The sequence below is a fragment of the Lentzea sp. NPDC059081 genome (assembly GCF_042738015.1).
Lineage (GTDB): Bacteria > Actinomycetota > Actinomycetes > Mycobacteriales > Pseudonocardiaceae > Lentzea.
In genome coordinates, this window is the sequence record NZ_JBHYGW010000020.1 from 119322 (window position 1) to 143219 (window position 23898).

The 23898-nt window shown below is 69.4% G+C and carries 21 protein-coding genes and 1 riboswitch; of the genes, 14 read left to right on the forward strand and 7 right to left on the reverse strand.

Translation table 11 applies throughout. The features are described 5' to 3' along the window. Positions 1-28 precede the first annotated feature (28 nt). The 3 genes from ychF to ACFWV3_RS33455 all read left to right on the forward strand — a co-directional run bounded on the left by ychF (position 29) and on the right by ACFWV3_RS33455 (position 3220). On the forward strand, positions 29-1108 hold the full coding sequence (gene ychF, locus ACFWV3_RS33445; RefSeq protein ID WP_382417241.1) for a redox-regulated ATPase YchF: 1080 nt from the start codon (positions 29-31) through the stop codon (positions 1106-1108). Positions 1109-1583: 475 nt separating this feature from the next. Further along, positions 1584-1739, forward strand: coding sequence for a DUF6131 family protein (locus ACFWV3_RS33450; RefSeq protein WP_089949693.1), 156 nt, complete (start codon positions 1584-1586; stop codon positions 1737-1739). A 266-nt stretch (positions 1740-2005) separates the two neighbouring features. After that, positions 2006-3220 carry a mannosyltransferase gene (locus ACFWV3_RS33455; protein WP_382417243.1) on the forward strand — a complete coding sequence of 405 codons (1215 nt, stop codon included), beginning with the start codon at positions 2006-2008 and terminating at the stop codon, positions 3218-3220. 213 nt (positions 3221-3433) lie between these two features. Here the strand turns inward: ACFWV3_RS33455 and ACFWV3_RS33460 are convergent, their stop codons facing one another. After that, positions 3434-3727, reverse strand: coding sequence for a 4a-hydroxytetrahydrobiopterin dehydratase (locus ACFWV3_RS33460; RefSeq protein WP_382417245.1), 294 nt, complete (start codon positions 3725-3727; stop codon positions 3434-3436). A 32-nt stretch (positions 3728-3759) separates the two neighbouring features. Then, positions 3760-3872: riboswitch (TPP riboswitch) on the forward strand. Between ACFWV3_RS33460 and ACFWV3_RS33465 the strand changes: the two genes are divergently transcribed. The 4 genes from ACFWV3_RS33465 (at position 3866) to ACFWV3_RS33480 (ending at position 8176) form a co-directional block, all read left to right on the forward strand. Continuing rightward, on the forward strand, positions 3866-4867 hold the full coding sequence (locus ACFWV3_RS33465) for a thiamine ABC transporter substrate binding subunit (protein WP_382417247.1): 1002 nt from the start codon (positions 3866-3868) through the stop codon (positions 4865-4867). Its footprint overlaps the riboswitch before it by 7 nt. Continuing rightward, a complete protein-coding gene (locus ACFWV3_RS33470; RefSeq protein ID WP_382417249.1) occupies positions 4843-6450 on the forward strand; it encodes an ABC transporter permease in 1608 nt (535 codons plus the stop codon). Before ACFWV3_RS33465 ends, ACFWV3_RS33470 begins: the two co-directional genes overlap by 25 nt. Then, entirely contained in the window at positions 6450-7403 is a 954-nt protein-coding gene (locus tag ACFWV3_RS33475; RefSeq protein ID WP_382417251.1) for an ABC transporter ATP-binding protein, read from the forward strand. The genes ACFWV3_RS33470 and ACFWV3_RS33475 overlap by 1 nt, the downstream gene beginning before the upstream one ends. Positions 7404-7414: 11 nt before the next feature. Continuing rightward, on the forward strand, positions 7415-8176 hold the full coding sequence (locus ACFWV3_RS33480; RefSeq protein ID WP_382417252.1) for an SDR family oxidoreductase: 762 nt from the start codon (positions 7415-7417) through the stop codon (positions 8174-8176). Between the two features lie 12 nt (positions 8177-8188). Here the strand turns inward: ACFWV3_RS33480 and ACFWV3_RS33485 are convergent, their stop codons facing one another. Genes ACFWV3_RS33485 through ACFWV3_RS33495 form a run of 3 tightly spaced genes read right to left on the reverse strand, consistent with a single transcriptional unit; the run spans position 8189 to position 11063 of the window. Continuing rightward, positions 8189-8998, reverse strand: a complete 810-nt coding sequence (locus tag ACFWV3_RS33485) for an ABC transporter permease (RefSeq protein WP_382417254.1) — start codon at positions 8996-8998, stop codon at positions 8189-8191. Next, positions 8995-9999: an ABC transporter ATP-binding protein gene (locus ACFWV3_RS33490; RefSeq protein WP_382417256.1), complete on the reverse strand. Its 1005-nt coding sequence runs from the start codon at positions 9997-9999 to the stop codon at positions 8995-8997. The genes ACFWV3_RS33485 and ACFWV3_RS33490 overlap by 4 nt, the downstream gene beginning before the upstream one ends. Continuing rightward, positions 9996-11063 (reverse strand): outer membrane lipoprotein carrier protein LolA, encoded by a 1068-nt coding sequence (locus ACFWV3_RS33495; protein ID WP_382417258.1) that lies wholly within the window; start codon positions 11061-11063, stop codon positions 9996-9998. Before ACFWV3_RS33495 ends, ACFWV3_RS33490 begins: the two co-directional genes overlap by 4 nt. A 728-nt stretch (positions 11064-11791) precedes the next feature. Here ACFWV3_RS33495 and ACFWV3_RS33500 point away from each other — a divergent pair. Genes ACFWV3_RS33500 through ACFWV3_RS33510 form a run of 3 tightly spaced genes read left to right on the forward strand, consistent with a single transcriptional unit; the run spans position 11792 to position 14532 of the window. Further along, the gene (locus ACFWV3_RS33500) at positions 11792-12493 is read left to right on the forward strand and encodes a response regulator transcription factor (RefSeq protein WP_382417260.1); all 702 of its coding nucleotides are present in this window, start codon (positions 11792-11794) and stop codon (positions 12491-12493) included. Continuing rightward, the gene (locus ACFWV3_RS33505) at positions 12490-13749 is read left to right on the forward strand and encodes a sensor histidine kinase (protein ID WP_382417262.1); all 1260 of its coding nucleotides are present in this window, start codon (positions 12490-12492) and stop codon (positions 13747-13749) included. The genes ACFWV3_RS33500 and ACFWV3_RS33505 overlap by 4 nt, the downstream gene beginning before the upstream one ends. 9 nt (positions 13750-13758) lie before the next feature. Further along, positions 13759-14532, forward strand: a complete 774-nt coding sequence (locus ACFWV3_RS33510) for a (deoxy)nucleoside triphosphate pyrophosphohydrolase (protein ID WP_382417264.1) — start codon at positions 13759-13761, stop codon at positions 14530-14532. Here ACFWV3_RS33510 and trpS read toward each other — a convergent pair. Beyond that, positions 14525-15448, reverse strand: coding sequence for a tryptophan--tRNA ligase (trpS, locus tag ACFWV3_RS33515; protein ID WP_382417266.1), 924 nt, complete (start codon positions 15446-15448; stop codon positions 14525-14527). The two genes, ACFWV3_RS33510 and trpS, sit on opposite strands and share 8 nt — an antisense overlap. A 181-nt stretch (positions 15449-15629) precedes the next feature. On the opposite strand from trpS, the gene ACFWV3_RS33520 reads away from it, so the two are divergent. Next, entirely contained in the window at positions 15630-15932 is a 303-nt protein-coding gene (locus ACFWV3_RS33520; RefSeq protein WP_382417268.1) for a YciI family protein, read from the forward strand. Here ACFWV3_RS33520 and ACFWV3_RS33525 read toward each other — a convergent pair. Continuing rightward, entirely contained in the window at positions 15929-16786 is an 858-nt protein-coding gene (locus tag ACFWV3_RS33525) for a S41 family peptidase (RefSeq protein ID WP_382417270.1), read from the reverse strand. The two genes, ACFWV3_RS33520 and ACFWV3_RS33525, sit on opposite strands and share 4 nt — an antisense overlap. Then, positions 16783-16935, reverse strand: coding sequence for a hypothetical protein (locus ACFWV3_RS33530; protein WP_382417272.1), 153 nt, complete (start codon positions 16933-16935; stop codon positions 16783-16785). The genes ACFWV3_RS33525 and ACFWV3_RS33530 overlap by 4 nt, the downstream gene beginning before the upstream one ends. Before the next feature lie 166 nt (positions 16936-17101). On the opposite strand from ACFWV3_RS33530, the gene typA reads away from it, so the two are divergent. The 3 genes from typA to ACFWV3_RS33545 all read left to right on the forward strand — a co-directional run bounded on the left by typA (position 17102) and on the right by ACFWV3_RS33545 (position 23753). Continuing rightward, on the forward strand, positions 17102-18997 hold the full coding sequence (gene typA / locus ACFWV3_RS33535) for a translational GTPase TypA (protein WP_382417273.1): 1896 nt from the start codon (positions 17102-17104) through the stop codon (positions 18995-18997). 1012 nt (positions 18998-20009) lie between these two features. Next, complete coding sequence (locus ACFWV3_RS33540; RefSeq protein ID WP_382417275.1) at positions 20010-21671, forward strand: ABC transporter family substrate-binding protein; 1662 nt, start codon at positions 20010-20012, stop codon at positions 21669-21671. A 303-nt stretch (positions 21672-21974) separates the two neighbouring features. Then, positions 21975-23753, forward strand: a complete 1779-nt coding sequence (locus ACFWV3_RS33545) for an ABC transporter family substrate-binding protein (RefSeq protein ID WP_382417277.1) — start codon at positions 21975-21977, stop codon at positions 23751-23753. The last annotated feature ends 145 nt before the right edge of the window (positions 23754-23898 follow it).

The window sequence follows — 23898 nt, forward strand, 5'->3', positions numbered from 1 at the left end:
ACCGTCGGCTGCCGTAGACTCGTCGCTCGTGAGTTTGACCCTCGGTATCGTCGGCCTGCCCAACGTCGGCAAGTCCACCCTGTTCAATGCGCTGACGCGCAACGACGTGCTCGCCGCGAACTACCCGTTCGCGACCATCGAGCCGAACGTGGGCGTCGTGCCGCTGCCGGACGCGCGCCTCACCAAGCTGGCGGAGATCTTCAGCTCCGAGCGCGAGGTGCCCGCCGTCGTGTCGTTCGTCGACATCGCGGGCATCGTGAAGGGCGCGTCGGAGGGCGAGGGCCTCGGCAACAAGTTCCTCGCGAACATCCGCGAGGCCAACGCGATCTGCCAGGTCATCCGCGTCTTCGACGACCCGGACGTCGTGCACGTCGACGGCCGCGTGGACCCGTCGAGCGACATCGAGACGATCAACACCGAGCTGATCCTCGCCGACCTCCAGACCCTCGAGAAGGCCATCCCGAGGATCGAGAAGGAGGCGCGGATGCAGAAGGACCGCCGCGCCGCGCTCGAGAACGCCAAGAAGGCCAAGGACGTTCTCGACTCCGGCCGCACGCTGTTCTCCGCCCAGTCCGAAGTGGACGGCGAGCTGCTGCGCGAGCTCTCCCTGCTCACCACCAAGCCGTTCCTCTACGTCTTCAACGCCGACGAGGGCGTCCTGAGCGACGAGGCCCGCGTGAAGGAGCTGCGCGAGCTGGTCGCCCCCGCCGACGCCGTCTTCCTCGACGCCAAGGTCGAGTCGGAGCTGCTCGAGCTCGACGAGTCGGAGGCCCTGGAGCTGCTGGAGTCGATCGGCCAGTCCGAGCCGGGCCTGCACGCCCTGGCCAGGGCCGGCTTCCACACCCTCGGCCTGCAGACCTACCTGACCGCGGGCCCGAAGGAGGCGCGCGCCTGGACGATCCCGCAGGGCGCCACCGCCCCGCAGGCCGCCGGCGTGATCCACACGGACTTCGAGAAGGGCTTCATCAAGGCCGAGGTCGTGTCGTTCGACGACCTGGTGGCCTCGGGGTCGAAGGCCGACGCGAAGGCGGCGGGCAAGGTCCGCATGGAGGGCAAGGACTACGTGATGGCGGACGGCGACGTGGTGGAGTTCCGCTTCAACGTCTGACCAGCGCTGGTGCCGGGTCCGCGACCCGGCACCAGACGTATTGACGTAATGATTGCGTCAATCTGTCTCGACAGCCGATGCGGCGAGCCCAGCGCGATCTGAGGGATCTGGTCACGGCGGGCGTTCTGAAGCCGGTCGGTCAGACTCGTGCCCGGTTCTACGTCGCCGGCCCGGCTTTTCCGGAGGCGGCTCTGGAAGCGGCTCGGACGCCGCTGACGCTGGTCGACCCCTACAAGCGCCGGTAGATCTCCAGCCAAGCAGGGGCCTTCGTCGTTTTTGTCGCTGATGTGGCGCTTCGGCGGTCACTGCGCGCGCTCACGAGGGCACGCCGCGCAACCGTTTGCACCAATGGAGCAGAGGCGACGAAAGCATTGGGCTCCAATGATTTCCTGAATCTCGGCATCTTGAGCGGATGAGGTTTGTACCGACCTTCGTGGGGTACCTCCAGTACAGGATTCCCCACCTGGAGGTTGGAATGATCGTCCTCGGTCTGATTCTGCTCGTCGTCGGATGGCTGGCCGGTATCAGCATCCTGACGACGCTGGGCGTGGTGCTCCTGGTGATCGGCGCGATCCTCGCCGTCCTGGGTGCGGTGGGCAAGCCGGTCGGCGGGCGCGCGCACTACTTCTGATCGACCGGCACCTCAGCTCTGAACCCGAAAGGGGGAGCCTCCACAGTGGAGGCTCCCCCTTTCGCTTGTGTCGCAACGCTCACAAGCTGTTCTTGGTGCGGGCGGCGACGGCGAACACGCCGGCGGCGACGGCGAGCATGGCCAGAGCAGCGACAACGGCAACGATGACATCAGCAGACATGACTTGAAAAACTCCCCTTGAAGCGATCTCCCGACTACTTGACGCTCGGGTACCCACAAAAGTTGCCTCGGGTAACGTTTTCGGGGTGAAACTCCGTGCTGTGGAAGCGCGAGTGCTCTCCGTAGCACCGTGGTTGCTCGCGTTGTCGGTGGTCGGGCACCTGTTCATGGTCGCCTTCCAGACGAAGATGACCATGATCGACCTGCTGGTCTACCGCAACGGGTCGCCGCACCTGTTCTCCGGCGACCTCTACGAGTGGCGGCTGGACCAGTACGCGGACGTGTTCCCGCTACCGTTCACGTATCCGCCGTTCGCAGCAGCGATCTTCACGCCGATGAGCTGGATCCCGTGGGAGGCGTCGCGGTGGGTCTGGCAGATCATCTGCCTGGCGTGCCTGTACTTCATCGTGCGCACCAGCCTCAAGCTGCTGAAGCTGGACGACCCGCGCCGCGCGATGTTCTGGACCGCGCTGGTGCTGTGGATCGAGCCGGTGCGCACCACGCTCAACTACGGCCAGATCAACCTCGTGCTGTGCGCGATCCTGATCGGCACGCTGGCGAGCGCGCGCAACTGGGTCGGCGGCGCCGGGGTCGGGTTCACGGCCGGCATCAAGCTCACGCCCGCGATCTCCGGGCTGTTCTTCCTGATCCAGCGGCGGTGGATGGCCGCCGTGTGGTCGTTCGTCGCTTTTGTCGTGGTCTATGGCATCGGATGGGCGATCTCGCCGTCCCAGTCGGACAAGTTCTGGTTCCAGCTGCTCGGGGACGCCAGCCGGGTCGGGCCCGTCGGCAGCGCGATCAACCAGTCGATGCGCGGTGCGTTGAGCCGGACGGTCGGCTACGACGTCAAGACCGGGCCGATCTACCTCGTCGCCGTGCTCGTGGCCGCGGCGCTGACGTGGTTCGCCGTGAGCAAGACCAAGGACGTGCTGGCGCTGATCATCAGCGTCCAGATGCTCGGCCTGCTGGTCTCGCCGATCTCGTGGAGCCACCACTGGGTGTGGATGGTGCCCGCCCTGCTGTGGTTGGTCTACGAGGGCGGACACCTCCTCTGCAAGATCACCGCCGGTCTGTGGGTGGTGCTGACCGGCGGCTACCTGATCTCGTTCCTGCTGCTGGCCCAGCCGAACATCTGGGACTTCCCGCGGCCGTGGGTCTTCGTCGTCCTTGGCTGGGGCTATCCGGCGGCGGGCCTGCTCACGCTGGTCGCGATCGGCCTGGCAACCCGGCGCCAGCAGGGCGACCTGCTGCCCCGCGACGAGGAAGCCGCCGACGGCGAAACCAGCCGAGTCGCCGGCTGAGGCTGGTCGCCAGGAGTCGCGGGCCGCGGTCCAGCTGAGCAGGCCGGTCTGCAACGCCTCCCAGCCCTTCGACACGAGCGGCAGGTAGGTGGCGCGGTCGAGCACGCCCGAGCCTTCAGGCTGCGGTACGACCGGAGGAGTGGTCGAGCATCGCCTGGTCGTGGTCCGCCAGGGCGACGCGGGTGAACGACGGCAGCGCACGTCCTGACCGAATCAGGCCAGGGCGTCCAGGACTCCGTCGATCTCCTCGGCGAGCGTCACGTCCAGGGCGGTGATTCCTCCCTTGTAGTGCGTGCTCAGGCGGAATGTCAGTGTCTTGTAACGGATGTCGACGTCCGGGTGGTGGTTGTCGTTCTCGGCGATCTCCGCGACCCGGTTCACGACCATGATCGCCTGCGCGAAGCTCTCCAGCTCCACCGTCCGCACCAGGGACGCGTCCTGGGCGGTCCAGTCGGGCAGTTTCGGCAGCACGTCGTCCAACTGATCGTCGCTCAACAGCTCGGCCATGTCCTGATCGTCCCACCACGTCACGTAAGCTGCGCGTTTGCCACGGGAGTCCGGTGAAGCGCCGGGCTGAGAGGAGGGCTCGCAAGCCCTCGACCGTCCACCTGATCCGGGTCATACCGGCGTAGGGAGAGATTTGACGTGAGAAGGATTTTCGCTGTCCTCGTCGCGGCGGCGACGCTGACCGGGTGCTCGGCCGGGTCGTCGACCGCGCCGCAGTCGCACGAGGTCACGCTGGTGACGCACGACTCGTTCGTGGTCAAGCCCGAGGTGCTGGACGAGTTCCAGAAGTCGAGCGGGATCACCGTGAAGCAGCTCGCGAGCGGGGACGCCGGTGAGCTCACGAACAAGCTGGTGCTCACGAAGTCCAACCCGATCGGCGACATCGCGTTCGGCGTCGACTCGACGTTCGCGTCGCGGGCGCTGAGCGAGGGCGTGTTCGCCGAGTACGCCTCGCCGGAGGCGTCGAAGGGCGCGCAGCGCTACCAGGCGGACACCTCGAACAAGCTGCACGCCGTCGACGTCGGCGACGTGTGCCTGAACATCGACCCGGCCAAGCTCGGCGGCGTCGAGCCGAAGTCGTACGAGGACCTGGTCGACCCGAAGTTCAAGGACAAGCTCGTCGTCGAGAACCCGGCTACCTCGTCGCCCGGTCTCGCGTTCCTGCTCGGCACGGTCGCGAAGTTCGGCGAGAACGGCTGGCAGGACTACTGGACCAAGCTCAAGGCCAACGGCGTCAAGGTCGTGAGCGGCTGGGAAGAGGCCTACAACCAGGAGTTCTCGGCCACCAAGGGCGACCGGCCGATCGTGGTGTCGTACGCGTCGTCGCCGTCCGCGGAGGGCGGCAAGACCAAGGCCGTGCTGGACACCTGCTACCGCCAGGTCGAGTACGCGGGCGTGCTGGCGGGAGCCAAGAACCCCGAGGACGCGAAGAAGGTCCTCGACTTCCTGCTGGGCGAGAAGTTCCAGGCCCAGGTGGCCGAGCAGATGTACGTCTACCCGTCGCGCGAGGGCGTCGCGCTGCCCGAGTCGTGGACCAAGGACGCGCCGCTGCCCACCTCTCCGCAGTCGTTGCCCGCGGACAAGGTGAAGGGCAACCGCGAAGCGTGGGTCGAGCAGTGGCGCAAGCTGGTGCAGGGCTGACGTCCCGCACGGGGTGGTCGGCGGCGTCACTGCTGCCGCTGGCCTTCCTGGGGTTGTTCTTCGCGTGGCCCGTGGTGGCGATCGTGTCGCTCGGGCTGCGCGAAGGCGGCGTCCTGGAGTCGCTCGTCGAGGGCGACACGTGGGAGCTGGTCGGGTTCACGCTCGGGCAGGCACTGGCGTCGACGATCGTGGCCGTCGTCGCCGGGCTGCCCGTGGCGTTCGTCCTGGCACGCTGCCGGTTGCGCGGGCTCGGGGTGGTCAGGGCGGCCGTGATGGTGCCGTTCGTGCTGCCGACCGTGGTGGTGGGCCTGGCTTTCCGGACGTTCTGGCCCGACGGCGGGGTGCTGCCGATCGTGCTGGCCAACGCGTTCTTCAACGTCGCCGTGGTCGCGCGGACCGTCGGCGGGCTGTGGGCGCACACCGATCGACGGGCCGAGGACGCGGCCCGCGCGCTGGGGGCTTCCCGGCCACGGGCGTTCGTGTCCGTCGTGCTGCCCGCGCTGGCACCCGCGATCGGGTCGGCCGCCGCCGTCGTGTTCCTGTTCTGCGCCACCAGTTTCGGTGTCGTGCTGGTGCTCGGCGGGTCGCGGTACCGGACGCTGGAGACCGAGATCTACCTGCGGACGGTCGAGCTGTTCGACCTGTCCGGGGCGGCGGCCCTGTCGCTGCTGCAGTTCGTGGCCGTGCTCGCGGTGCTGGTGCTCGGGGCGTTGGCCCGGCGCCGGCGGGAGACCGCGTTGTCGTTGCGCGGCAGGGAAGAGCTGGCGCGGCGGCCGTCCGGCGGAGAGTGGTACGTCGTGGCCGCCGCGGTCGCCGTCGTGGTGGCGTTGCTGACGCCGGTCATCGGGCTGGTGACGCGTTCGCTGTCCACACGGGACGGTTGGAGCTTCGCCGGGTACGTCGCGTTGAACACCCGCGGCGACCGCGGCACGCTGGCGGTGACCGGGATCGACGCGGCGCTGAACTCGGTGCGGACGGCGTTCGACGCGACCCTGGTGGCGCTGGTCGTCGGGGTGTTCTCGGCGGTGGTGCTGGTCGGGCTGCGGCGGTCCGGGAGCCGCTTCGCCGAGGTCCTCGACACCGCGCTGATGCTGCCGTTGGGCGTCTCCGCGGTGACCGTCGGGTTCGGCTACCTGATCACGATGGACGCGTTGCCGGGCGATTTCCGCACGTCACCGATGCTCGTGCCGCTGGCGCAGGCGTTGGTCGTGACGCCGTTGATCGTGCGGATGGTGCTGCCGGTGCTGCGGGCCGTCGACGAACGGCTGCGGCAGGCGGCGGCGACGCTGGGCGCCTCGCCGTTCCGCGTGTGGCGCGAGGTCGACCTGCCGTTGGCCGGGCGCTCGCTGGCCGCGGCGGCCGGGTTCGGGTACGTCGTGGCGCTGGGGGAGTTCGGGGCGACGAGCTTCCTCGCGCGCCCGGACGCGCCCACGTTGCCGGTGGTGATCGCGCGGCTGATGTCGCGGCCCGGTGAGTTGAACAGCCAGATGGCCTACGCGGCGTGCGCGCTGCTGATGGTCGTGACGGTCGGGTGCGTGCTGCTGGTCGAACGGCTGCGCGTGCCGAGCAGCGGGGAGTTCTGATGGCGCTGGAGCTGGACTCGATCACCGTCCGCTATGGACGGACGGTGGCGGTGTCGGACGTGTCGTTGTCGGTGGCCGACGGCGAGGTCGTGGCGCTGCTCGGGTCGTCGGGGTGCGGCAAGTCGACGTTGCTGCGCACGGTCGCGGGGTTGGAGAAGCCTTCTTCTGGTGCGGTGCGGTGGGATTCCGCCGACCTGGCGGGCGTTCCGGTGCACCGGCGCGAGTTCGGGCTGGTGTTCCAGGACGGGCAGCTCTTCCCGCACCGGACGGTGGCGGGCAACGTCGCGTTCGGGCTGCGGATGCGCGGGGTGGAGCGGGAAGAACGCGACAAGCGGGTGCTCTCGTTGCTGGAGCTGGTCGGGCTGGAGGGGTACGCGGACCGCCGCGTGACCCAGCTGTCCGGCGGTGAGCAGCAACGGGTCGCGCTGGCGCGGGCGTTGGCGCCGTCGCCGCGGTTGGTGCTGCTGGACGAACCGCTGTCGGCGCTGGACCGGGCGTTGCGCGAGCAGCTCGCGGTCGACCTCGCGCGGTTGCTGCGGGAGGCGGCCACGACGGCGCTGGTCGTGACGCACGACCACGACGAGGCGTTCACGCTGGCCGACCGGGTCGCGATCATGTCGCGCGGCCGGATCGTGCAGGTCGGGCCGCCGGCGGAGGTGTGGTCGTCACCGGTGGACGTGGAGACGGCGAAGTTCCTGGGCTGCACCAGGTTCGTGCCCGGCTCGTTCGTGGGGCTGGACGCCGAACGGGTCGGGTTGCGCGCCACGGCGTTGCGGGTCGACCCCGACGGGGTGCTGGAGGGCACGGTGCTGGAGCGGGTGCACCGGCGCGACCACGTCAGGATGCTCGTGGAGATCGGCGGCGAGGAGTACGAGGCCGTCGGCCCGATGAGCGAGATCGGCGACCGGGTGCGGCTGGCAATCGATCTCGACGGGGTCGCGCGGATCGGCTAGAAACGATCTCCATGGGACCTCTGGCGGGACGGGTCGCGCTGGTCACGGGCGTGAGCAGGCGGCAGGGCATCGGCTACGCGATCGCGTCGCGGCTGGCATCGCTGGGCGCGGACCTGTTCGTGCAGCACCACGTGCCGCACGACGCGGCGCAGGAGTGGGGCGCCGACTCGATCGACGAGGTGATCGCGGGCCTGGGCCGCCGGGTCGAGCACGCGGGCGTCGACCTCGCCTCACCGGACGCGCCGGAACCGTTGGTGGACGCGGTCTTCGAGGCTTACCGACGCGTCGACATCCTGGTGTGCAACCACGCGCGCAGCGGGTTCGACGGCGCGCTGCGCGAGTTGGACGCGGCCATGCTCGACGCTCACTACGCGGTGAACACACGGTCGTCCATCCTGCTCGCGCAAGCGTTTGCCCGGCACTGGAAGGGCGAGAGCGGCGGGCGGATCGTGTTCATGACGTCCGGCCAGAACCTCGGTCCGATGCCGGGAGAGGTGGCGTACGCGGCGTCGAAGGGCGCGCTGCACGCGGTCGTGGAGACGTTGTCGCACCAGCTGGCGGACCGGGGGATCACCGTCAACGCCGTGAACCCCGGCCCCACCGACACGGGGTGGGCGGGGCCGGAGCTCACGTCGTTCGTGAACGAGCGGATGCCGTTGAAGCGCTGGGGTCAGCCGGACGACGCCGCCCGGCTGATCTCCTGGCTCTGCACCGACGACGCCGGGTGGATCACCGGTCAGGTGATCAACAGCGAAGGCGGCTTCCGGCGGTAGTTCTTCTCGGCGCTAGTTGTCCTTCGTGATCAGGCGCATCGCCGCGAGGCCCGTGCCGATCAGCAGGTAGCAGCCGGCGAGCAGCGTGCTGTCCCAGATCTGGTCGAACGGGATCGGGTCGCGCATCACGTCGACCAGCCCGGGGAACCCGGTCGTGATCAGGAACGGGTGCAGCCAGTCCAGCGACGAGAACTGGCCCAGCACCTGGAACACGATGATCGTCGTCATCGTCGCCGCCTGCACCACCAGCGGGTGCTCGGTCGTCGCGCTGACCGCGAGGGCCACCGCGCCTATCGACACCATCTGGAACGTCACCAGCACGATGAACAACGCGATGCGCACCAGGCCCTCCGCGGTGCCCAGCGTCGTGCCGGAGATCGTCATCATGCCGTCGGTGCCGAGGAACGCCGTGCCGGCGATGATCCCGACGACCGCCATCAGCGTGACGGCGAGCAACGACATCGCGGCGAGCCCGAACAGCTTCACGAACAGCAGCCGCACCCGTGACACCGGAGCGACCAGCAGGCCACGCAACGTGCCGTGCTGGGCCTCGCCCGCGAGCCCGTCCGCCGCCCAGATCGACGCCACCAGCGGCAGCAGCAGGTTGAGCGACAGGAACAACGTGAAGATCGGCACGACCAGGCCGTTGCCCTGCAGGATCGCCGCAAGCCCCGGCCCGCCGCCGCCCTCGTCGCCGGCCGTCCAGATGCCGAAGCTGACGATGATCGGCACCAGGGCCAGGCCGAACAACCCGATGAGCGTGCGGGGCCTGCGCAGCATCCACCGCAGCTCGGAACCGAACTGACGCGTGATCATGGTCATCGCGAGCCCCCGTCCAGGGTGTCCACGGCGGACATCCCGCGCTCGGCCTCCTCGGCCTCGGTGAGCCGCGCGAACAGCTCCTCCAGCCCCGTCTTCCACCGCGTCGCCTCGAAGACCTGGACGCCCGCCCTGACGAGCGTCTCGATCACCTGCGGCGCGCTCGTCCCCGCGAGCTCGATGCGCAGGCCCTCGCCCAGCGGACGTGCGGAGATCTTCGCCTGCCGCAACGCGCTGAGCGCGGTCTCGACGTCCGGCGTGATCACCTGCAACGCCGACCCGCCCGCCTGCAGCAGCTCGGTCAGCTCTCCCTGCGCCACCACGGTGCCGCGGTGCAGCACCGCGACGTGCGTGCAGGTCGCCTCGACCTCGCTCAGCAGGTGGCTCGACACGAGCACCGTGCTGCCGGCCGCGTGCAGCTCCGCGATGATCTTGCGGATCTCCCGCGTGCCCGCCGGGTCGAGCCCGTTGGTCGGCTCGTCGAGCACGACCAGCTTGCGCGGCACGAGCAACGCCCCGGCGAGGCCGAGACGCTGCTTCATGCCGAGCGAGTACCCCCGGTACCTGCGGTGGGCCGCCTGGGCGAGCCCGACGCGTTCGATCGCGTCCTCCACGGCCTGCTTGATCTGCTTCTTCGGCAGCAGAGGCTCGAACGCGGCACAGCGGATGAGGTTCTCCCGCCCGCTCAGGAACGGGTGGAACCCCGGACCCTCGACCAGCGCGCCCACGTGCGGCAGCGACTGCTCGGCGCCCTCCGGGAGCGGCCTGCCGAGCAGTTCGATCTCCCCCTGCGTGGGGCGGACCAGTCCGAGCAGCATCCGGATCGTGGTCGTCTTGCCGGACCCGTTCGGGCCGAGCATGCCGAGCACGGCACCTTCCGGCACTTCCAGGTCCACGCGGTCCACGGCGACCGTGCTCCCGTACTCCTTGCGCAGACCCCTGGTCCGCGCGGCGACGGCGCTCTTGGTCGGCGCTGTCACCGGCGCGCTGGTCGAGGTGGTCACTTCACCTGTCCGATCGTGTCGAACAGCACCTGCTCGGGCACGGCACCCGCGACGACCCGGCCGTCGTCGGCGATCAGCACCGTCGCGACCTTCGTCGTGAAGAGCTGACCACTGCCCCAGCTGCCGTTGACCTTCTTGGTGAACCGGTCCACCAGACCCTGTGCCTCGGCCGGGACCTGGGTCATGGCCTGGGCGGGAATCCTCGCGCCGACGACCGTGTCCCAGCCCGTGCCGAAGATCTGCGGGTTCTCACCCTGCAGAGCCTGCTCGATGCCCATCTCGGGCTTCTCGCCGCGCTGCTGGGCCTTCTCCTCCGGCGTGGTGACCTTCGCACCCGACGGCGGCGTGAACTCGAACAGCTTCGGGTCCTGCGCGCCGACGTTGATCTCGCGGAACCCGACCGTGCCGGCCGGCTCCGCCGTGCCGTTGGTCAGCACCGCGACCCGCAGCGGCATCTTGAGCTCGGCGTCGACCGCGATCCGCACCTCGCGGACCAGCGTCTTCTCACTGGCCTTGGGGGTCAGCACGAGCTCGTAGGCTGCCCGGTTCGCCACGCGGGCGGTGCCGTCGACGCTGATCTCGCTGAACTCCTTGGTCAGCCCGACGATCTCCTTGGCCGCACTGGCCGGGTCGACCGCCTTGCTCTTGTCCTCGCCCCGGGACTTGTCGCCCTTGTGCTCGGACTTCGTGACCTCGTTGTCGGCGGAGTTCCACGACCAGGTGGTCGTGCCGTCGTCGACGACGGTCTGCTCGGACTGGCCGTTGGGCAGGGCGAGCCGGAGCTTGCCGTTGCCGTCGGTCCAGATCCGCGCGCTGTGCTTGCCGTCCGCCAGCTGCGGGATCTCGGCGATCTGCGGGAGGCCGAGCTTGTTGTCGACCTCCACGGTGCCGCCGAACGCGCCCGGCTTGCTGGTCAGGACCTGCTCCACGAGGCTTTCCGCGGAGACTTGCGGAAGTGAGGGCGGCTGGCCCGCGCCCGCTGGCATGGCGAGCAGGCTGAGGCCTGCCGCACCGGTGACCACCACGGCTGCTGACGCGGCCAGGGTCACCTTTCGCTTGTTCATCTTGTGGTCCCCTCCTCCAAGGGCTTGTGGTTACAGCTTGGGGGGAGGTTGCTGAGATGGTGCTGAGACTGGGTCTAGCTGCGGGTTTGTGGGTTTTGAGTGATCGTTTTTCGTGGATTGCCGGTGACCCTTAGGGGGCGGGTGGCCGGGTGGCTGGGTTTTCGTGGCCCGTTTCTGTCGGACCCTTTGAGTAGGTTGGGTTGCGAGGGGGCCTCCTTGCGGGGGGACGCCTGCGTCAGCTTGCGGTTTTCGGGCGTGTGGGTGGTCGACTTGCGGGTGGTTGCTGTGCCGCGACCTTTGCGGGTGGTCGCCTTGCGGGCGGCGAGGCTGCGGTTGCGTGCTTTCCCTCAGGGGCTCTGCCCCCGAACCCCCGGCAATCTGATCGGGGGCTACCGCGCCCTCGGCGGGTTGATGGCACGCCGGTTTGTGCTGGGCGGCTGCCGGTTTCGTAGTTTGGTTGCGTTGCGGTGGGGTCCCCGTCACGAGTCGCACCAGGAGCTGGCCACACCTGGAGGGGGATGTCAAACGGCCGAAAAGCGTGGCCGTTTGACATCCCCCTCCAGGTGCAGCGAGAGCTGTGGTGCGACTCGTGACGGGCACCCCACCGCGGGCGCTCTTGGCTCAAAGCGAGTGCTCGGCTTCGCCTTCGCGGTGCTCGCCTTCGGCTTCGCTGAGAGTCGGCTGAGGGGTTGCGGGCGGTGTTGTGCCCTTGCGGGCATGCTGTGCGTGTGAAGCCTCGAGTGCTGGTCGTGGACGACGAAGTCGGCGTGCGCCGGGCGTTGGAGCGCGGGCTTTCTGCCGAGGGCATGGAGGTTGTGACCGCCTCTGACGGGCCCACTGCCCTGCGGGTGGCGTTGACCGGGGCGTTCGACGTGGTGTTGCTCGACATCATGCTGCCGGGGTTGTCGGGGTACCGGGTGTTGCAGCGGATGCGGGCTGACGGGGTGCGGACGCCTGTGTTGATGGTGTCGGCCAAGGACGGGGAGATCGACCAGGCCGACGGGCTCGATCTCGGGGCCGACGGGTATCTGGTCAAGCCGTTCAGCTTCGTGGTGCTGGTGGCGCAGGTTCGGGCGCTGTTGCGGCGTGGGGGTGGGGCTCGGCGGCGGTTGACGCTGGGGCATCTGGTGATCGATCGCGGGTTGCGCGAGGTCAGTTGGGGTGGGCAGGACGTGTCGTTGTCGCCGCGGGAGTACGCGGTGCTGGACGTGCTGGCTTCTCGGGCTGGGTCTGTTGTCACCAAGGACGAGTTGTTGCGGACCGTGTGGGGGGACGAGCAGGCCGCTACTCGCAATGCGGTGGAGGTGTACGTGGGGTACCTCCGGCGCAAGCTCGACGCCGTCGGGGCAGGGGAGGTCGTGCGGACCATTCGTGGGCACGGGTACATCGCGTCCACTCCGGACTTGGACAACGCGCTGGGCAACAGGTGAACCCTCGCCGCTGGTGGTTGCGGCGCACGCTGCGGTTCCGGATCACCGTGGTGGCGACCGGGGTGGCGTTGCTGTGCCTGGTGGCGTTCACCGGGCTGGCGCCGGCGTTGATCGGGCTCATCCAGATCTCGGCGGTGGACCAGGAGCTCGAGAAGGCGCCGCCTCGGGTGCTCGACGTGTCCGGGGTACCGGTGGACGGGTTGCCGCCGCTTTCGTTGACGGCTCAGGACATCCGGACGTTGAAGTCGGGTGAGCCCGTGTTGCGGGTGGACGGTGCGTCCGCGTACCGGTTCCGCGGGCGGGTGGTGTTCACCTCGGACGGGTCGCCGCGGCTGGAGGTCTACGGCAGCACGTTGCTCGGGTACGAGAAGGCCAACTCGCTCGGGACGCGGTGGCTCGCGCTGGCCGCCGTGCTGGTGGCCGGGCTGGTGGGGATCGCCACCTGGCTGGCCGTGCGGTCGTCGTTGCGGCCCGTGGAGCGGATGCGGGTGGCGGCGGGGGAGCTGCCGCACGGGGAGCGGTTGCCGGTGCCGCCGTCGCGAGACGAGCTGCAGGCGCTGGCGGAGGCGTTGAACGCGTTGCTGGCTCGGCGGGACGAGGCTTCCGACCGGTTGCGGCGGTTCACGGGGGACGCGGCGCACGAGCTGCGGTCGCCGGTCGCGTCGGTGCGGGCGCAGGCCGAGGTGGCCGTGGCGCACCCGGATCCGGACTTCTCGATCGAGGTGCTGGAGTCGGTGGTCGAGGAGTCGATCCGGCTCAGCGCCCTCGTCGACTCGCTGTTGATCCTCGCGCGGGCCGACACGGGTGCGCCGCCGCGGGCCGAAGCAGTGGACCTCGTGCTGGAGGCGGAGGCGGCGATCTCCCGGTTGGACACGGAGTTGCTGGTGCGCCTGAACGCCCCGCCGTCGGCGTGCCTGGTGTCGGCGACGCGGTCCGAGGTCGAGCTGGTGCTGGACAACCTGCTGCGCAACGCCGCCCGGTACGCGTTCTCGACGATCACGCTGACGCTGGTGCCGGTCGGGCGGGACGTGCGGCTGCTCGTGGACGACGACGGGCACGGGATTCCCGTCGAGCACCGGAGCAAGGTGTTCGACCGGTTCTACCGGGTGGAGGAGGACCGCGGGCGGCGGTCCGGCGGGTTCGGGCTCGGGCTGGCTCTCGTGGCGCACCTCGTGCGGCGGCGCGGCGGGTCCGTGCTCGCCGCCGAGTCGCCTGCCGGTGGTGCGCGTTTGGAGATCCGCTGGCCGTCCTGGTAGTCAACTCCGGTGCCAGAGTTGCGAGCGTCGGCGCTGGTCGACGCGCCTGTTGCGGCTGTCGCCGGTGCCCTGCTGGACACCGCGCTGATCAGCGGGTTCGGTGTGCGGGTCCCGGGACCGCTGCTGTGCCTGGGAGACGTGCTCACCGGGCCGTTCGGGGTGCGGCTCACCGTGACGCGCGCTGATTTGTCCGGTGTGTCGGCCGAGGGGGATTTTCTCGAGCTGCACACGGATCTCGTGGTCACCGGAGCGGGGACGATGGTGGTCGACCGGGTCGGCTGGAAGTCCGTGCGCGGCGTGCTCGGGCGGTTCGCGGACGTCACGGTGGCGCGCGGGATCGCGTTGCGGGTGCTGCAGAAGCGCTCGGCGTTGCTGGCAGCGCGGTGCCGTGAGCTGGCCCGGGCGCGGGTCGTCGTCGGGGCGGCCGTCGTCCGGGATGGACGGTTGCTCGCGCAGCAGCGGTCGTACCCGGAAAGCCATGCGGGACAGTGGGAACTGCCCGGCGGGCGGGTCGAGTCCGGCGAGAAGCCCGAGGACGCGCTGGTGCGCGAGTGCGTCGAGGAGCTCGGGGTGACCGTGGCCGTCGGCGCGCAGGTCGGGCCGGACGTGCCGCTGCGCCGCGACCTGGTGCTGCGGATCTTCGCGGCCGAGCTCGTCGACGGTGAGCCGGAGGCGTTGGAGCACAACGCCGTCCGGTGGTGCACCGCCGACGAGCTGCCCGGCGTGGACTGGCTGCCCGCCGACCGGGCGCTGGTGCCGGCCCTTCAGGCGCTCCTCAACTGAGCCCGGACAGGCGCAGCGCCGCGGTCAGCCGGTGCTGCGCCCGCTCACGGGCCCGTTCGGCGCCCGCTTGGCGGATGCGGTCCAGCTCCGCCGGGTCGGCGAGGAGCTCGAGCGTGCGGTCGCGCACCGGCCGCAGCTCCTCGATCACCGCCTCCGCCACGACGTTCTTGAGGTCGGCGAACCTGCTCGTGTGGTCCTCGGGCTCCTTGCCGGTGCAGGAGGCCAGGATCTCGGTCAGGTTCGCGATGCCCTCGGTCGACGAGACGGCCCTGCGGACCTTGCGCCGCACCAGGTCCGGCTCGTCGAGCACGAACACGACCCCGGTGGAGTTCTGCGCGGACTTGTCCATCTTGCGCGCCGGGTCCGCGAGGTCCTTGATGCGCGCGCCGACCTTCGGCACCACCGCCGTCGGCACGATGAACGCATCGCCGTACCCGTGGTTGAAGCGCCGCGCGAGCGCCCTGGCCAGTTCGACGTGCTGGAGCTGGTCCTCGCCCACCGGCACCTCCGACGTGCCCTGCAGCAGGATGTCCGCCGCCATCAGCACCGGGTAGGTGAGCAGGCTCAGCCGCACGGAGTCGCGCCCGAGCGACTTCTCCTTGAACTGGATCATGCGCGCCGCCTCGCCGTAGGTGCACGTGCACTCCAGCACCCAGTTGAGCGCCCCCAGCTCCCTGATCAGGTCGCTCTGCACGCACACGCTGGCCGGGTCGATGCCGGACGCCACGAGCACGGCGAGCTGCTCGCGCGTCATGGATCGCAGGCGTTGCGGGTTGTGCGAGGACGTCATCGCGTGCAGGTCGCTGATGAAGTACACGTCGTCCTGAGTGCCCTCCCGGGCCCACGTCCGCAGGGCGCCAAGGTAGTTGCCCAGGTGGACCTGGCCGGAGGGGGTGATGGCCGAGAGCCGGATCATGGTTGGTCCCTTCGAGGAAGGGGCCGCCCGGACGAAACGCACGAAAAGGCCGCCCGTCTCGGGCGGCCAGCGTTCGCGTCAGTGGTGACTTCTGCGCACAGCTACTCCGGCCGCCTGAAAGCGGCCCACCAGAAGGAGTTCATCGTGCGCACGATCCCGAGCATAGGGCTACCGTCAAGGCATGTTCATCGTGCTGCTGAAGTACGCCGCGCCGCTGGAACAGATCGACTACGCCCTCCCCGACCACCGCGAGTGGGTCGAGAAGCAGTACGAGCGAGGACTGTTCCTCGCCTCGGGGCGTCAGGTGCCGAGGACGGGCGGCGTGATCATCACGCGGCCCATGCCCCGGGGCAAGCTGGAGGCACTGCTCGCCACGGACCCGTGGGCCGAGCAGAAGCTGGTGAAGTACGAGATCTGCGAGTTCGAGGCGACCAGGACGGCGCCCGAGCTGTTGAAGCTGAACGAGGCCGTGCTCCAGCACTAGGCCCGCGTTCCGAGCCACTCGACCGCCTTGCCGAGCGCTTCGTCGCTGCCGACGAACACGTCCGGGGCGATCGGGGCGTTGCCGTACGTCCGGCCGGTGCGGTCGGCCATGTGCGCGGTGGTGATGGCGAGCCGCGCGCCGTCGGGCAGCGCGAACGCCTGGTTCGCCGTCGCGTAGCCGGCCGTCGGTTCGCCGAAGGTCCGGACGTCCTCCGCGCCCAGGAACGAGATCAGCACGGCCTCGCCGGAGCTCGCCGTGCGGCGGTCCGTGAGCACCGCGACCGGTCGGTTCGTCGCCGCGGGGATCCGTCGCCAGCGGAACGTCCGCCTCGTGCCGTGGTAGAGGTGTCGTCGCCTGATGCCCCACGCCGTCTCGCCGTGGGGGCCGACGAACTTGCCCCTGACGCCTTCGCCGAGCAGCGGGGCGACCACCGTGAGCATCGGGTGCATGTCGCCGCCGCGGTTGCCGCGCAGGTCGACCACCCACCCGGCCGGTCGCCCGGCGAGGAGGTCGCGGACGGCTTTCAGGCCCGCGGAGACGTAGGTGCCGCCGTTGCGGGAGTCGGTCTGGGGCAGGACCAGACATCCGGCCGTCTCGATCAACCGACCGGTTGGAACGGATGCGGTGGGTCGCGTTCCCGACCGGCGCGGCGTGATCAGGTGCGTGTGCGGGTTGCCGAGCGCGGCGATCACCTGGCGGATCGCGTCGTAGACGTCCTCAGGCCCCCGCGCGTCGGCGCCGGAAGAGTGAGCTTGAGCACGAAGAGCGGCCCAATCGGCGCCGGAACTCTCCATCGAGTGACGCTCGAGGAGGCCGAGCGCGGTGTCGAGGTAGGTGCGGACCTCGGTTCTCAAGCGGCCTTCAGGGCCTTCTTGGCGGCCTTCGCGGCCTTCTTCGCCGCCTTCTTGCGGGCCTTGTCACGCTCCTTGAGCAGGAACGGAACCGGACAGCGCTTGCACCGGGGGGTCGAACGGCAGCACTTCTTCTTGAGCTTTTTACCCACTGGTTGCTCTCCACTCCGAGACCTGTAGCTAGAGTAGGTGAGGCTCACTTCACTAGGCACTCTTGTGTGGTAATGCCGACGCGGGCGGTACTATCAAAAACGGCCCTGCGCATCGAAGTGTCCGGCGCGAGCCCCTCCAACGCCTTCGAAGCTCTAGGAGTTCTGCGTGCCCACGGCCACCGCGTCTGCCCTTCAGACGCGCACTGACCTGCGAAATGTTGCGATCGTCGCGCACGTCGACCACGGCAAGACCACGCTGGTCGACGCCATGCTGCGCCAGTCCGGCGCCTTCTCCGCCCGTGCCGAGCTCGTCGACCGGGTCATGGACTCGGGCGAGCTCGAGCGTGAGAAGGGCATCACGATCCTCGCCAAGAACACGGCGGTGCGCAGGCACACGCCGGACGGCGACGTGATCATCAACGTCGTCGACACCCCCGGCCACGCCGACTTCGGCGGTGAGGTCGAGCGCGCCCTGTCGATGGTCGACGGTGTCGTCCTGCTGGTCGACGCCTCCGAGGGGCCGCTGCCCCAGACCCGGTTCGTCCTGCGCAAGACCCTGGCCGCCGGCCTGCCGGTGATCCTGCTGGTCAACAAGGTCGACCGCCCCGACGCCCGGATCTCCGAGGTCGTCGAGGAAGCCCACGACCTGCTGCTCGACCTGGCGACCGAGGTCGGCGCCGACGAGTCCGTGCTGGACCTGCCGGTCGTCTACGCCTCGGCGCGCGCCGGTCGCGCGTCGCTCACCCAGCCCGAGGACGGCGGCCTGCCGGACGAGGAGAACCTCGACACCCTGTTCCAGGTGCTGCTCGAGCACATCCCCGCCCCCCACGTCGACGTCGACGGACCGCTCCAGGCGCTGGTCACGAACCTCGACGCCTCGACGTTCCTCGGCCGCATCGCACTCTGCCGCATCCACCAGGGAACGCTGCGCAAGGGCGAGACCGTGGCGTGGTGCCGCGAGAACGGCGAGCCCGTCAAGGTCCGCATCACCGAGCTGCTGATCACCGAGGCCCTCGACCGCCAGCCTGCCGAGATCGCCCGCGCGGGTGACCTGGTCGCCATCGCCGGCATCCCGGACATCACGATCGGCGACACCCTCGCCGACGCCGAGGCCCCGGTCGCGCTGCCCCGCATCACGGTCGACGAGCCCGCGATCTCGATGACCGTCGGCGTGAACACCTCGCCGCTCGCCGGCCGCAACGGCGGCACCAAGCTCACCGCCCGCATGCTCAAGACCCGCCTGGACTCCGAGCTGATCGGCAACGTGTCCGTGCGCGTCCTCCCGACCGAGCGCCCGGACACCTGGGAGGTGCAGGGCCGCGGCGAGCTGGCGCTGGCCATCCTGGTCGAGCAGATGCGCCGCGAGGGCTTCGAGCTGACCGTCGGCAAGCCGCAGGTGGTCACCCGCACGGTCGACGGCAAGGTCCACGAGCCGTTCGAGCGCCTGTCCGTCGACTGCCCCGAGGAGCACCTGGGCGCCGTCACGCAGCTGCTGGCCAACCGCAAGGGCCGCATGGAGAACATGTCGGGCCACGGCACCGGCCGCATCAAGCTCGACTACGTGGTCCCGTCGCGAGGCCTGATCGGCTTCCGCACGGAGTTCCTCACCGAGACCCGCGGCACCGGTATCGCCAACGCCGTCTCAGAGGGCTACGGCCCGTGGGCGGGCGAGATCCGCACCCGCCACAACGGCTCCCTGGTCGCCGACCGCAGCGGCTCGATCACCGCCTACGCGATGATCCAGCTGGCCGACCGCGGCACCTTCTTCGTGGAGCCGGGCGCCGACGCCTACGAGGGCATGGTCGTGGGCGAGAACCCGCGCGCCGAGGACCTCGACGTCAACGTCACCCGCGAGAAGAAGCTCACCAACATGCGCTCCTCCACGGCCGACGTGATGGAGACCCTGGCCCGCCCCCGCAAGCTCTCGCTGGAGGAGGCGCTGGAGTTCTGCGCCTTCGACGAGTGCGTGGAGGTCGCGCCGGAGGTCGTGCGAGTCCGCAAGGTGACGCTGGACGCCAACCTGCGAGGCCGCGAGCGCTCGCGCCTGAAGCAGCGCGGCTGACACCGACGCACGCCTGACAGGGCGGCTGGGCCAACGGCCCAGCCGCCCTTCGTCGTGTCAGGGGCCGGTGGCGTGGGCAGGGAGGCGGCCGGGGTGTCGGAACGGCGGCGTGGGGTGCGGGCCGGGGAGGCTGCGGGCCGGGAACTGGGCGGCTGCGGCTGGGCGAGGCGGGGCTGTGAGAGGCGGCGGTCGGGCGAGGCAGGGGGAAGGCAACGGCCGGGCTGGGGAGAGATCGCGGCTGAGCGAGGCCGGGAGGCGTGAGGCGGGGAAGCGTGAGGCGGGGAAGCGCTGCGGAGACAACACCTGGGCAGAGCCGACGGGCAGGCTGGCGCAAGGGTCCCCCTGGGTTCAGGCTCCCCCGCGACCCAACGTACCGATGAGGTCTGACACTCCGGCCGCACCGGAAACGCCTGAGGCGCCGAACAGCCCACACACGCCAATGGCGAAGCCGAGGCCCCAAGCGATGCCGAAGGCGAGCAGTAACAACCCCCGCACTTCCAACCGCGATGCCGAAGGCGAGCAGTAACAACCCCCCACGCACTCGCGACCGCGATGCCGAAGGCGAGCCGTGCAGACCTTGCCCAGATGGGTAGCGGTAAACCCACTCGTGGTTTGGCGATTGGGGCTTGACTTTGGGTGCGAGGTGCTACCACTAGTGGATCGGCCGGGTGCGAAGCATCCGGCCTTTTCCGGCCGACTGAGCGCCTCGCAAGGGCCCCGAAGTCAAGCCCCAATCGCAATCGTCGCGGAGCGGCGATGTACCCAGTCTTTCGTCCGAGGTGCACGCCCACGCTGGAACAGGCACCCAACCGCCCAGAGCAACCACGCTGGAACCCGACCACAATGGCCACGCTGAAACAGGCACGCCCCCCGAACCACCCGTCCAGGTGAGCCGTACTACCCACCAGGGCAAGCAACCCCACCACCGCACCACACGTCACCCACAGTGGCGCGGGTGACAAAACCTGGGTTGCCCGAACGCCACCACCATCCTTCTGGCAGTGTGAGGAACATGAGGCGACTCGGGGGAGTGCTGGCCGCGGTTCTGTGCGGTGCGGCCGCGGCGTGCACGAACGCGCCGCCTCCACCCCTGGTCCCGAAGTCCGAGGCTCCCGTCATCACCACCACGGGACCCAAGGTCACCGAGATCGTGGTCGGCGTGGACGACGTGGCCGGCGGCTACAACCCGCACGCCCTCGCGGCCCAGAGCCCGATTACCACGGCGCTCAGCTCTCTGCTGCTGCCGAGTGCGTTCCGCACCGGCCAGGACGGCGCGCCGCAGCTCGACCGGAACCTCATGGTCAGTGCCAAGGTCACCAAGGCCGAGCCGTTCACCGTCACCTACACGATCCGCAAGGACGCCAGCTGGTCGGACAGCGCGCCCATCGCCGCCGAGGACTTCTACTACCTCTGGCAGCGTATGAGGGTCGAGCCCGGTGTTGTGGATCCGTCGGGTTACAGGCTCATCAACAACATCAGCGCGCGCGAGGGCGGCAAGGTCGTCGAGGTCGCGTTCGGCAAGCCGTTCCCGGGGTGGCGGAGCCTCTTCGCGAACCTGTTGCCGGCGCACCTGCTCAAGGACGCGCCCGGCACGTGGTCCAACGTGCTGGCGACCGGGTTTCCCGCCACCGCGGGGCCGTTCCAGATGCGCAGCCTCGACGAGCCGCGCGGTGAGGTCGTGCTGGAGCGCAGCGACCGGTACTGGGAGGTGCCGACCACATTGGACCGGGTCGTCATCCGCCGTGCCACGCACAGCGCCATGGCCGAGTCGCTGTCCAAAGGCGACAACCAGGCCGCGTTGCTGCGGGCCGACGCCGCGGACGTGAACGTGCTCAAGGGGATCGGCGACCTCGTCACGAAGCCCGTGCCGCGCAACGAGGTCGTGCAGGTGCTGTTGCGGCCCGTGAGCCAGCAGCTCGCCGACGTCACCACGCGCAAGGCCGTCGTGGCCGCGCTCGACCGGGACGCGCTCATCGCCTCCGGGACGCAGAACGGGCCCAGCGCGCAGTTCCGCGCCGACTCCTACGTCGTGCCGCCCAGCCGCACCGGCTACCGGGCGACGATCACCGGCAACACGCTCGACGCCGCCGCCAGCGAGCAGCTCCTCACCGAGGCCGGCTACGCCAAGACCGGGACCGGTCAGTGGCAGAAGGCCGGCAAGGTGCTCAAGCTCCGCATCGCCGCGCCCGAGAAGGTCGAGCCGTACGCCGGCCTCGCCAACCGGGTCAAGGCGCAGCTCGCCGAGCGCGGGATCGACTCCGAGGTCGTCACACCGAACGCCGAGGAGCTGTTCAGCAAGCAGCTCACCGAGAAGGACGTCGACATCGCCGTCGTGCCGCGGGTCGACGCCGGTGACTCGGCGGCCGGGCTCGCGAGCGCCTACGGGTGCGCCGGCGACGCTCCGGACGGGGCCACGCCGAGTCCGGTCAACCCGGCCGGGTTCTGCGACCCGGCGGTGCAGGCCGACATCGACGCCGCGCTCAACGGCAAGGTGCTGCTGAGCGACGCGCTGGCCAGGGTCGAGCCGTTGATCGCCGCGCAGGCCGTCGCGGTGCCGCTCTTCCAGGTCGTCGACCTGCTCGGAGTGCTCCCGTCGGTTTCGGGAGTCGACACCGGGGCACCCCTGGCGGGCGTGCTCAGCGGGGCACCCGAATGGCGGCGGCTCGACAAGTAGCCAACGGGTGGGAAATCCGTTGCGGACAGCGACTCGGCGTTGCTACTTTCGGCCGCCGTCGTTGACAGAATTCTCCTCGCCCGGTCAACGAACATTGGCGCCCGGTAATCGGGCCATTGCGGCGCGCTACGACCTGTTTCCATTGGGTCACGATCGCCCTCTCAGGTAGTGACCGCCACCTCACCGGGTTTCTACCGTGCTGCCCACGATGTGCCGGTTCGGGGCGCGTATGGCACATCACGGTTATGGGCGTGCATTTGCCGACCTGGCCTTGGCCGCCCAGTGCTAGGAGGGCACGTGTCGATGAGGAGATCCAAAGCACTTCCGGCGATCGCGCTGGTTGCCAGCGCGTCTCTCGTGCTGGGAGCCTGCGGTGGTGGCGGCGGAACCAGCGACGCCGACGGTGGGGACGCCACCGTCGCGGAGATGGCGACCGCCCGCGGTGAGTCGGCAGACGGCTACACCGCGCCGGAGACGAAGCAGAGTGACCAGGTCGTCGTTTCGACCGACAAGCCGTTCACCTCGTACAACAACGCGACCGAGGACGCCAACCAGTCCTACAACACGTTCGCGTTGACGCTCGTGCAGCCCGGTGCGCACCTGCTGAACGGCAACAACAAGGTCATCCTGAACAAGGACGTCATGGAGTCCGTCGAGGTCACCTCGAAGTCTCCGCAGGTCGTCACCTGGAAGCTGAAGAAGGGCGTCACCTGGTCCGACGGCGAGGCCTGGGACTGCGACGACTTCTACATGGCGTGGTTCACGCAGAGCAACTCGTCCAAGAAGGCCGACGGCAGCAAGTACTTCAAGCCGGCCGGCACCACCGGGTACGACCTGATGACCGGTGAGTGCAAGGACGACCAGACGTTCGTCGGCACGTTCTCGGACCCGTACCCGGACTACGAGGACATGTTCAACAACGACGTCCTCCCGGCGCACATCCTCGAGAAGAACGCCGGCATCGCGGACATCACCAAGCTCAACAAGGACTCCGCGCCCGCCGACATCCAGAAGGCCGCTGACTTCTGGAACGAGAAGTGGAACGGCTTCACCAAGGAGCTCATGCCGGGTGCGGGCACCTACGTGCTCACCGGTTTCGAGCCGAACCAGTCGGTGACGCTGGAGCGCAACCCGAAGTGGCCCGGCAAGCCCGGCGGTCCCGCCAAGATCATCCTCAAGGCGATCCCGGACCCCGTCGCGCAGGCGCAGGCGCTGGAGAACGGTGAGCTCGCCGTCAACTCCTTCGCGCAGCCGGACGCGAACGCGGCCACCAAGCTCAAGGGCCTGAACGCCCAGGGCGTCACGTTCGGCGCGGGCCCCGGCCTGTCGTTCGAGCACCTCGACATCCAGTTCAAGAACCCGGTGCTGGCCAACGAGGAGATCCGCAAGGCGTTCTTCATGTGCGTCAAGCGCCAGGACATCATCGACAAGCTCATCAGCGAGGTGCAGTCCGACGCCAAGCCGATGGGCAGCCTGATCTTCTTCCCGAAGGACGAGGGCTACAAGGACGTCTACGGCGACAAGGCCAAGGGCGACCCGGCCGCCGCCAAGAAGATCCTGTCCGACGCGGGCTGGGCCCAGGGTGCTGACGGCGTGTTCGCGAAGGGCGGCACGCGTGCCTCCTTCCGCATCAGCCACACCGACATCCCGCGCCGCAAGCAGACCGTCGAGCTGATCCAGGGCCAGTGCAAGGAAGCCGGCATCGAGATCAAGGACGACACCGACCCGAACTTCCTCGACGAGCGCGTCTCCGCGGGTGACTACGACGTCGCGCTGTTCGCGTGGTCCGGCTCGCCGTTCAAGGGCGGCAAGAAGTCGATCTACGAGACCGGTGGTGGCCAGAACTGGCAGAACCTGACGGTCCCGGCGGCCGACGAGGCCATGAAGAAGGCCGTGTCGCAGACCGCGATCGCCGACTCCCTGAAGTACTGGTCCGAGGCGGACTCGGCGCTGGCGAACTCCTACGGTTCGCTGCCGCTGTTCCAGATGCCGAACATGTGGGCCTTCAAGGGACTCGACCGCGTGTACTTCCAGAGCTACTACGGCGCGCTGTGGAACGCCAACGAGTGGCAGACCAAGTAATCGCCATAGCTGAAGTGCGCAACGCCTGACCGGGCGGGGGCGGAACACAAAGCCCGCCCCCCCCCAACCAATTTTCCCCCCACGAACTCCTCCCTGCCCCCCCCCCCCCCCCCCCCCCCCCCGCCCCCCGCCCCACCCCCCCCCC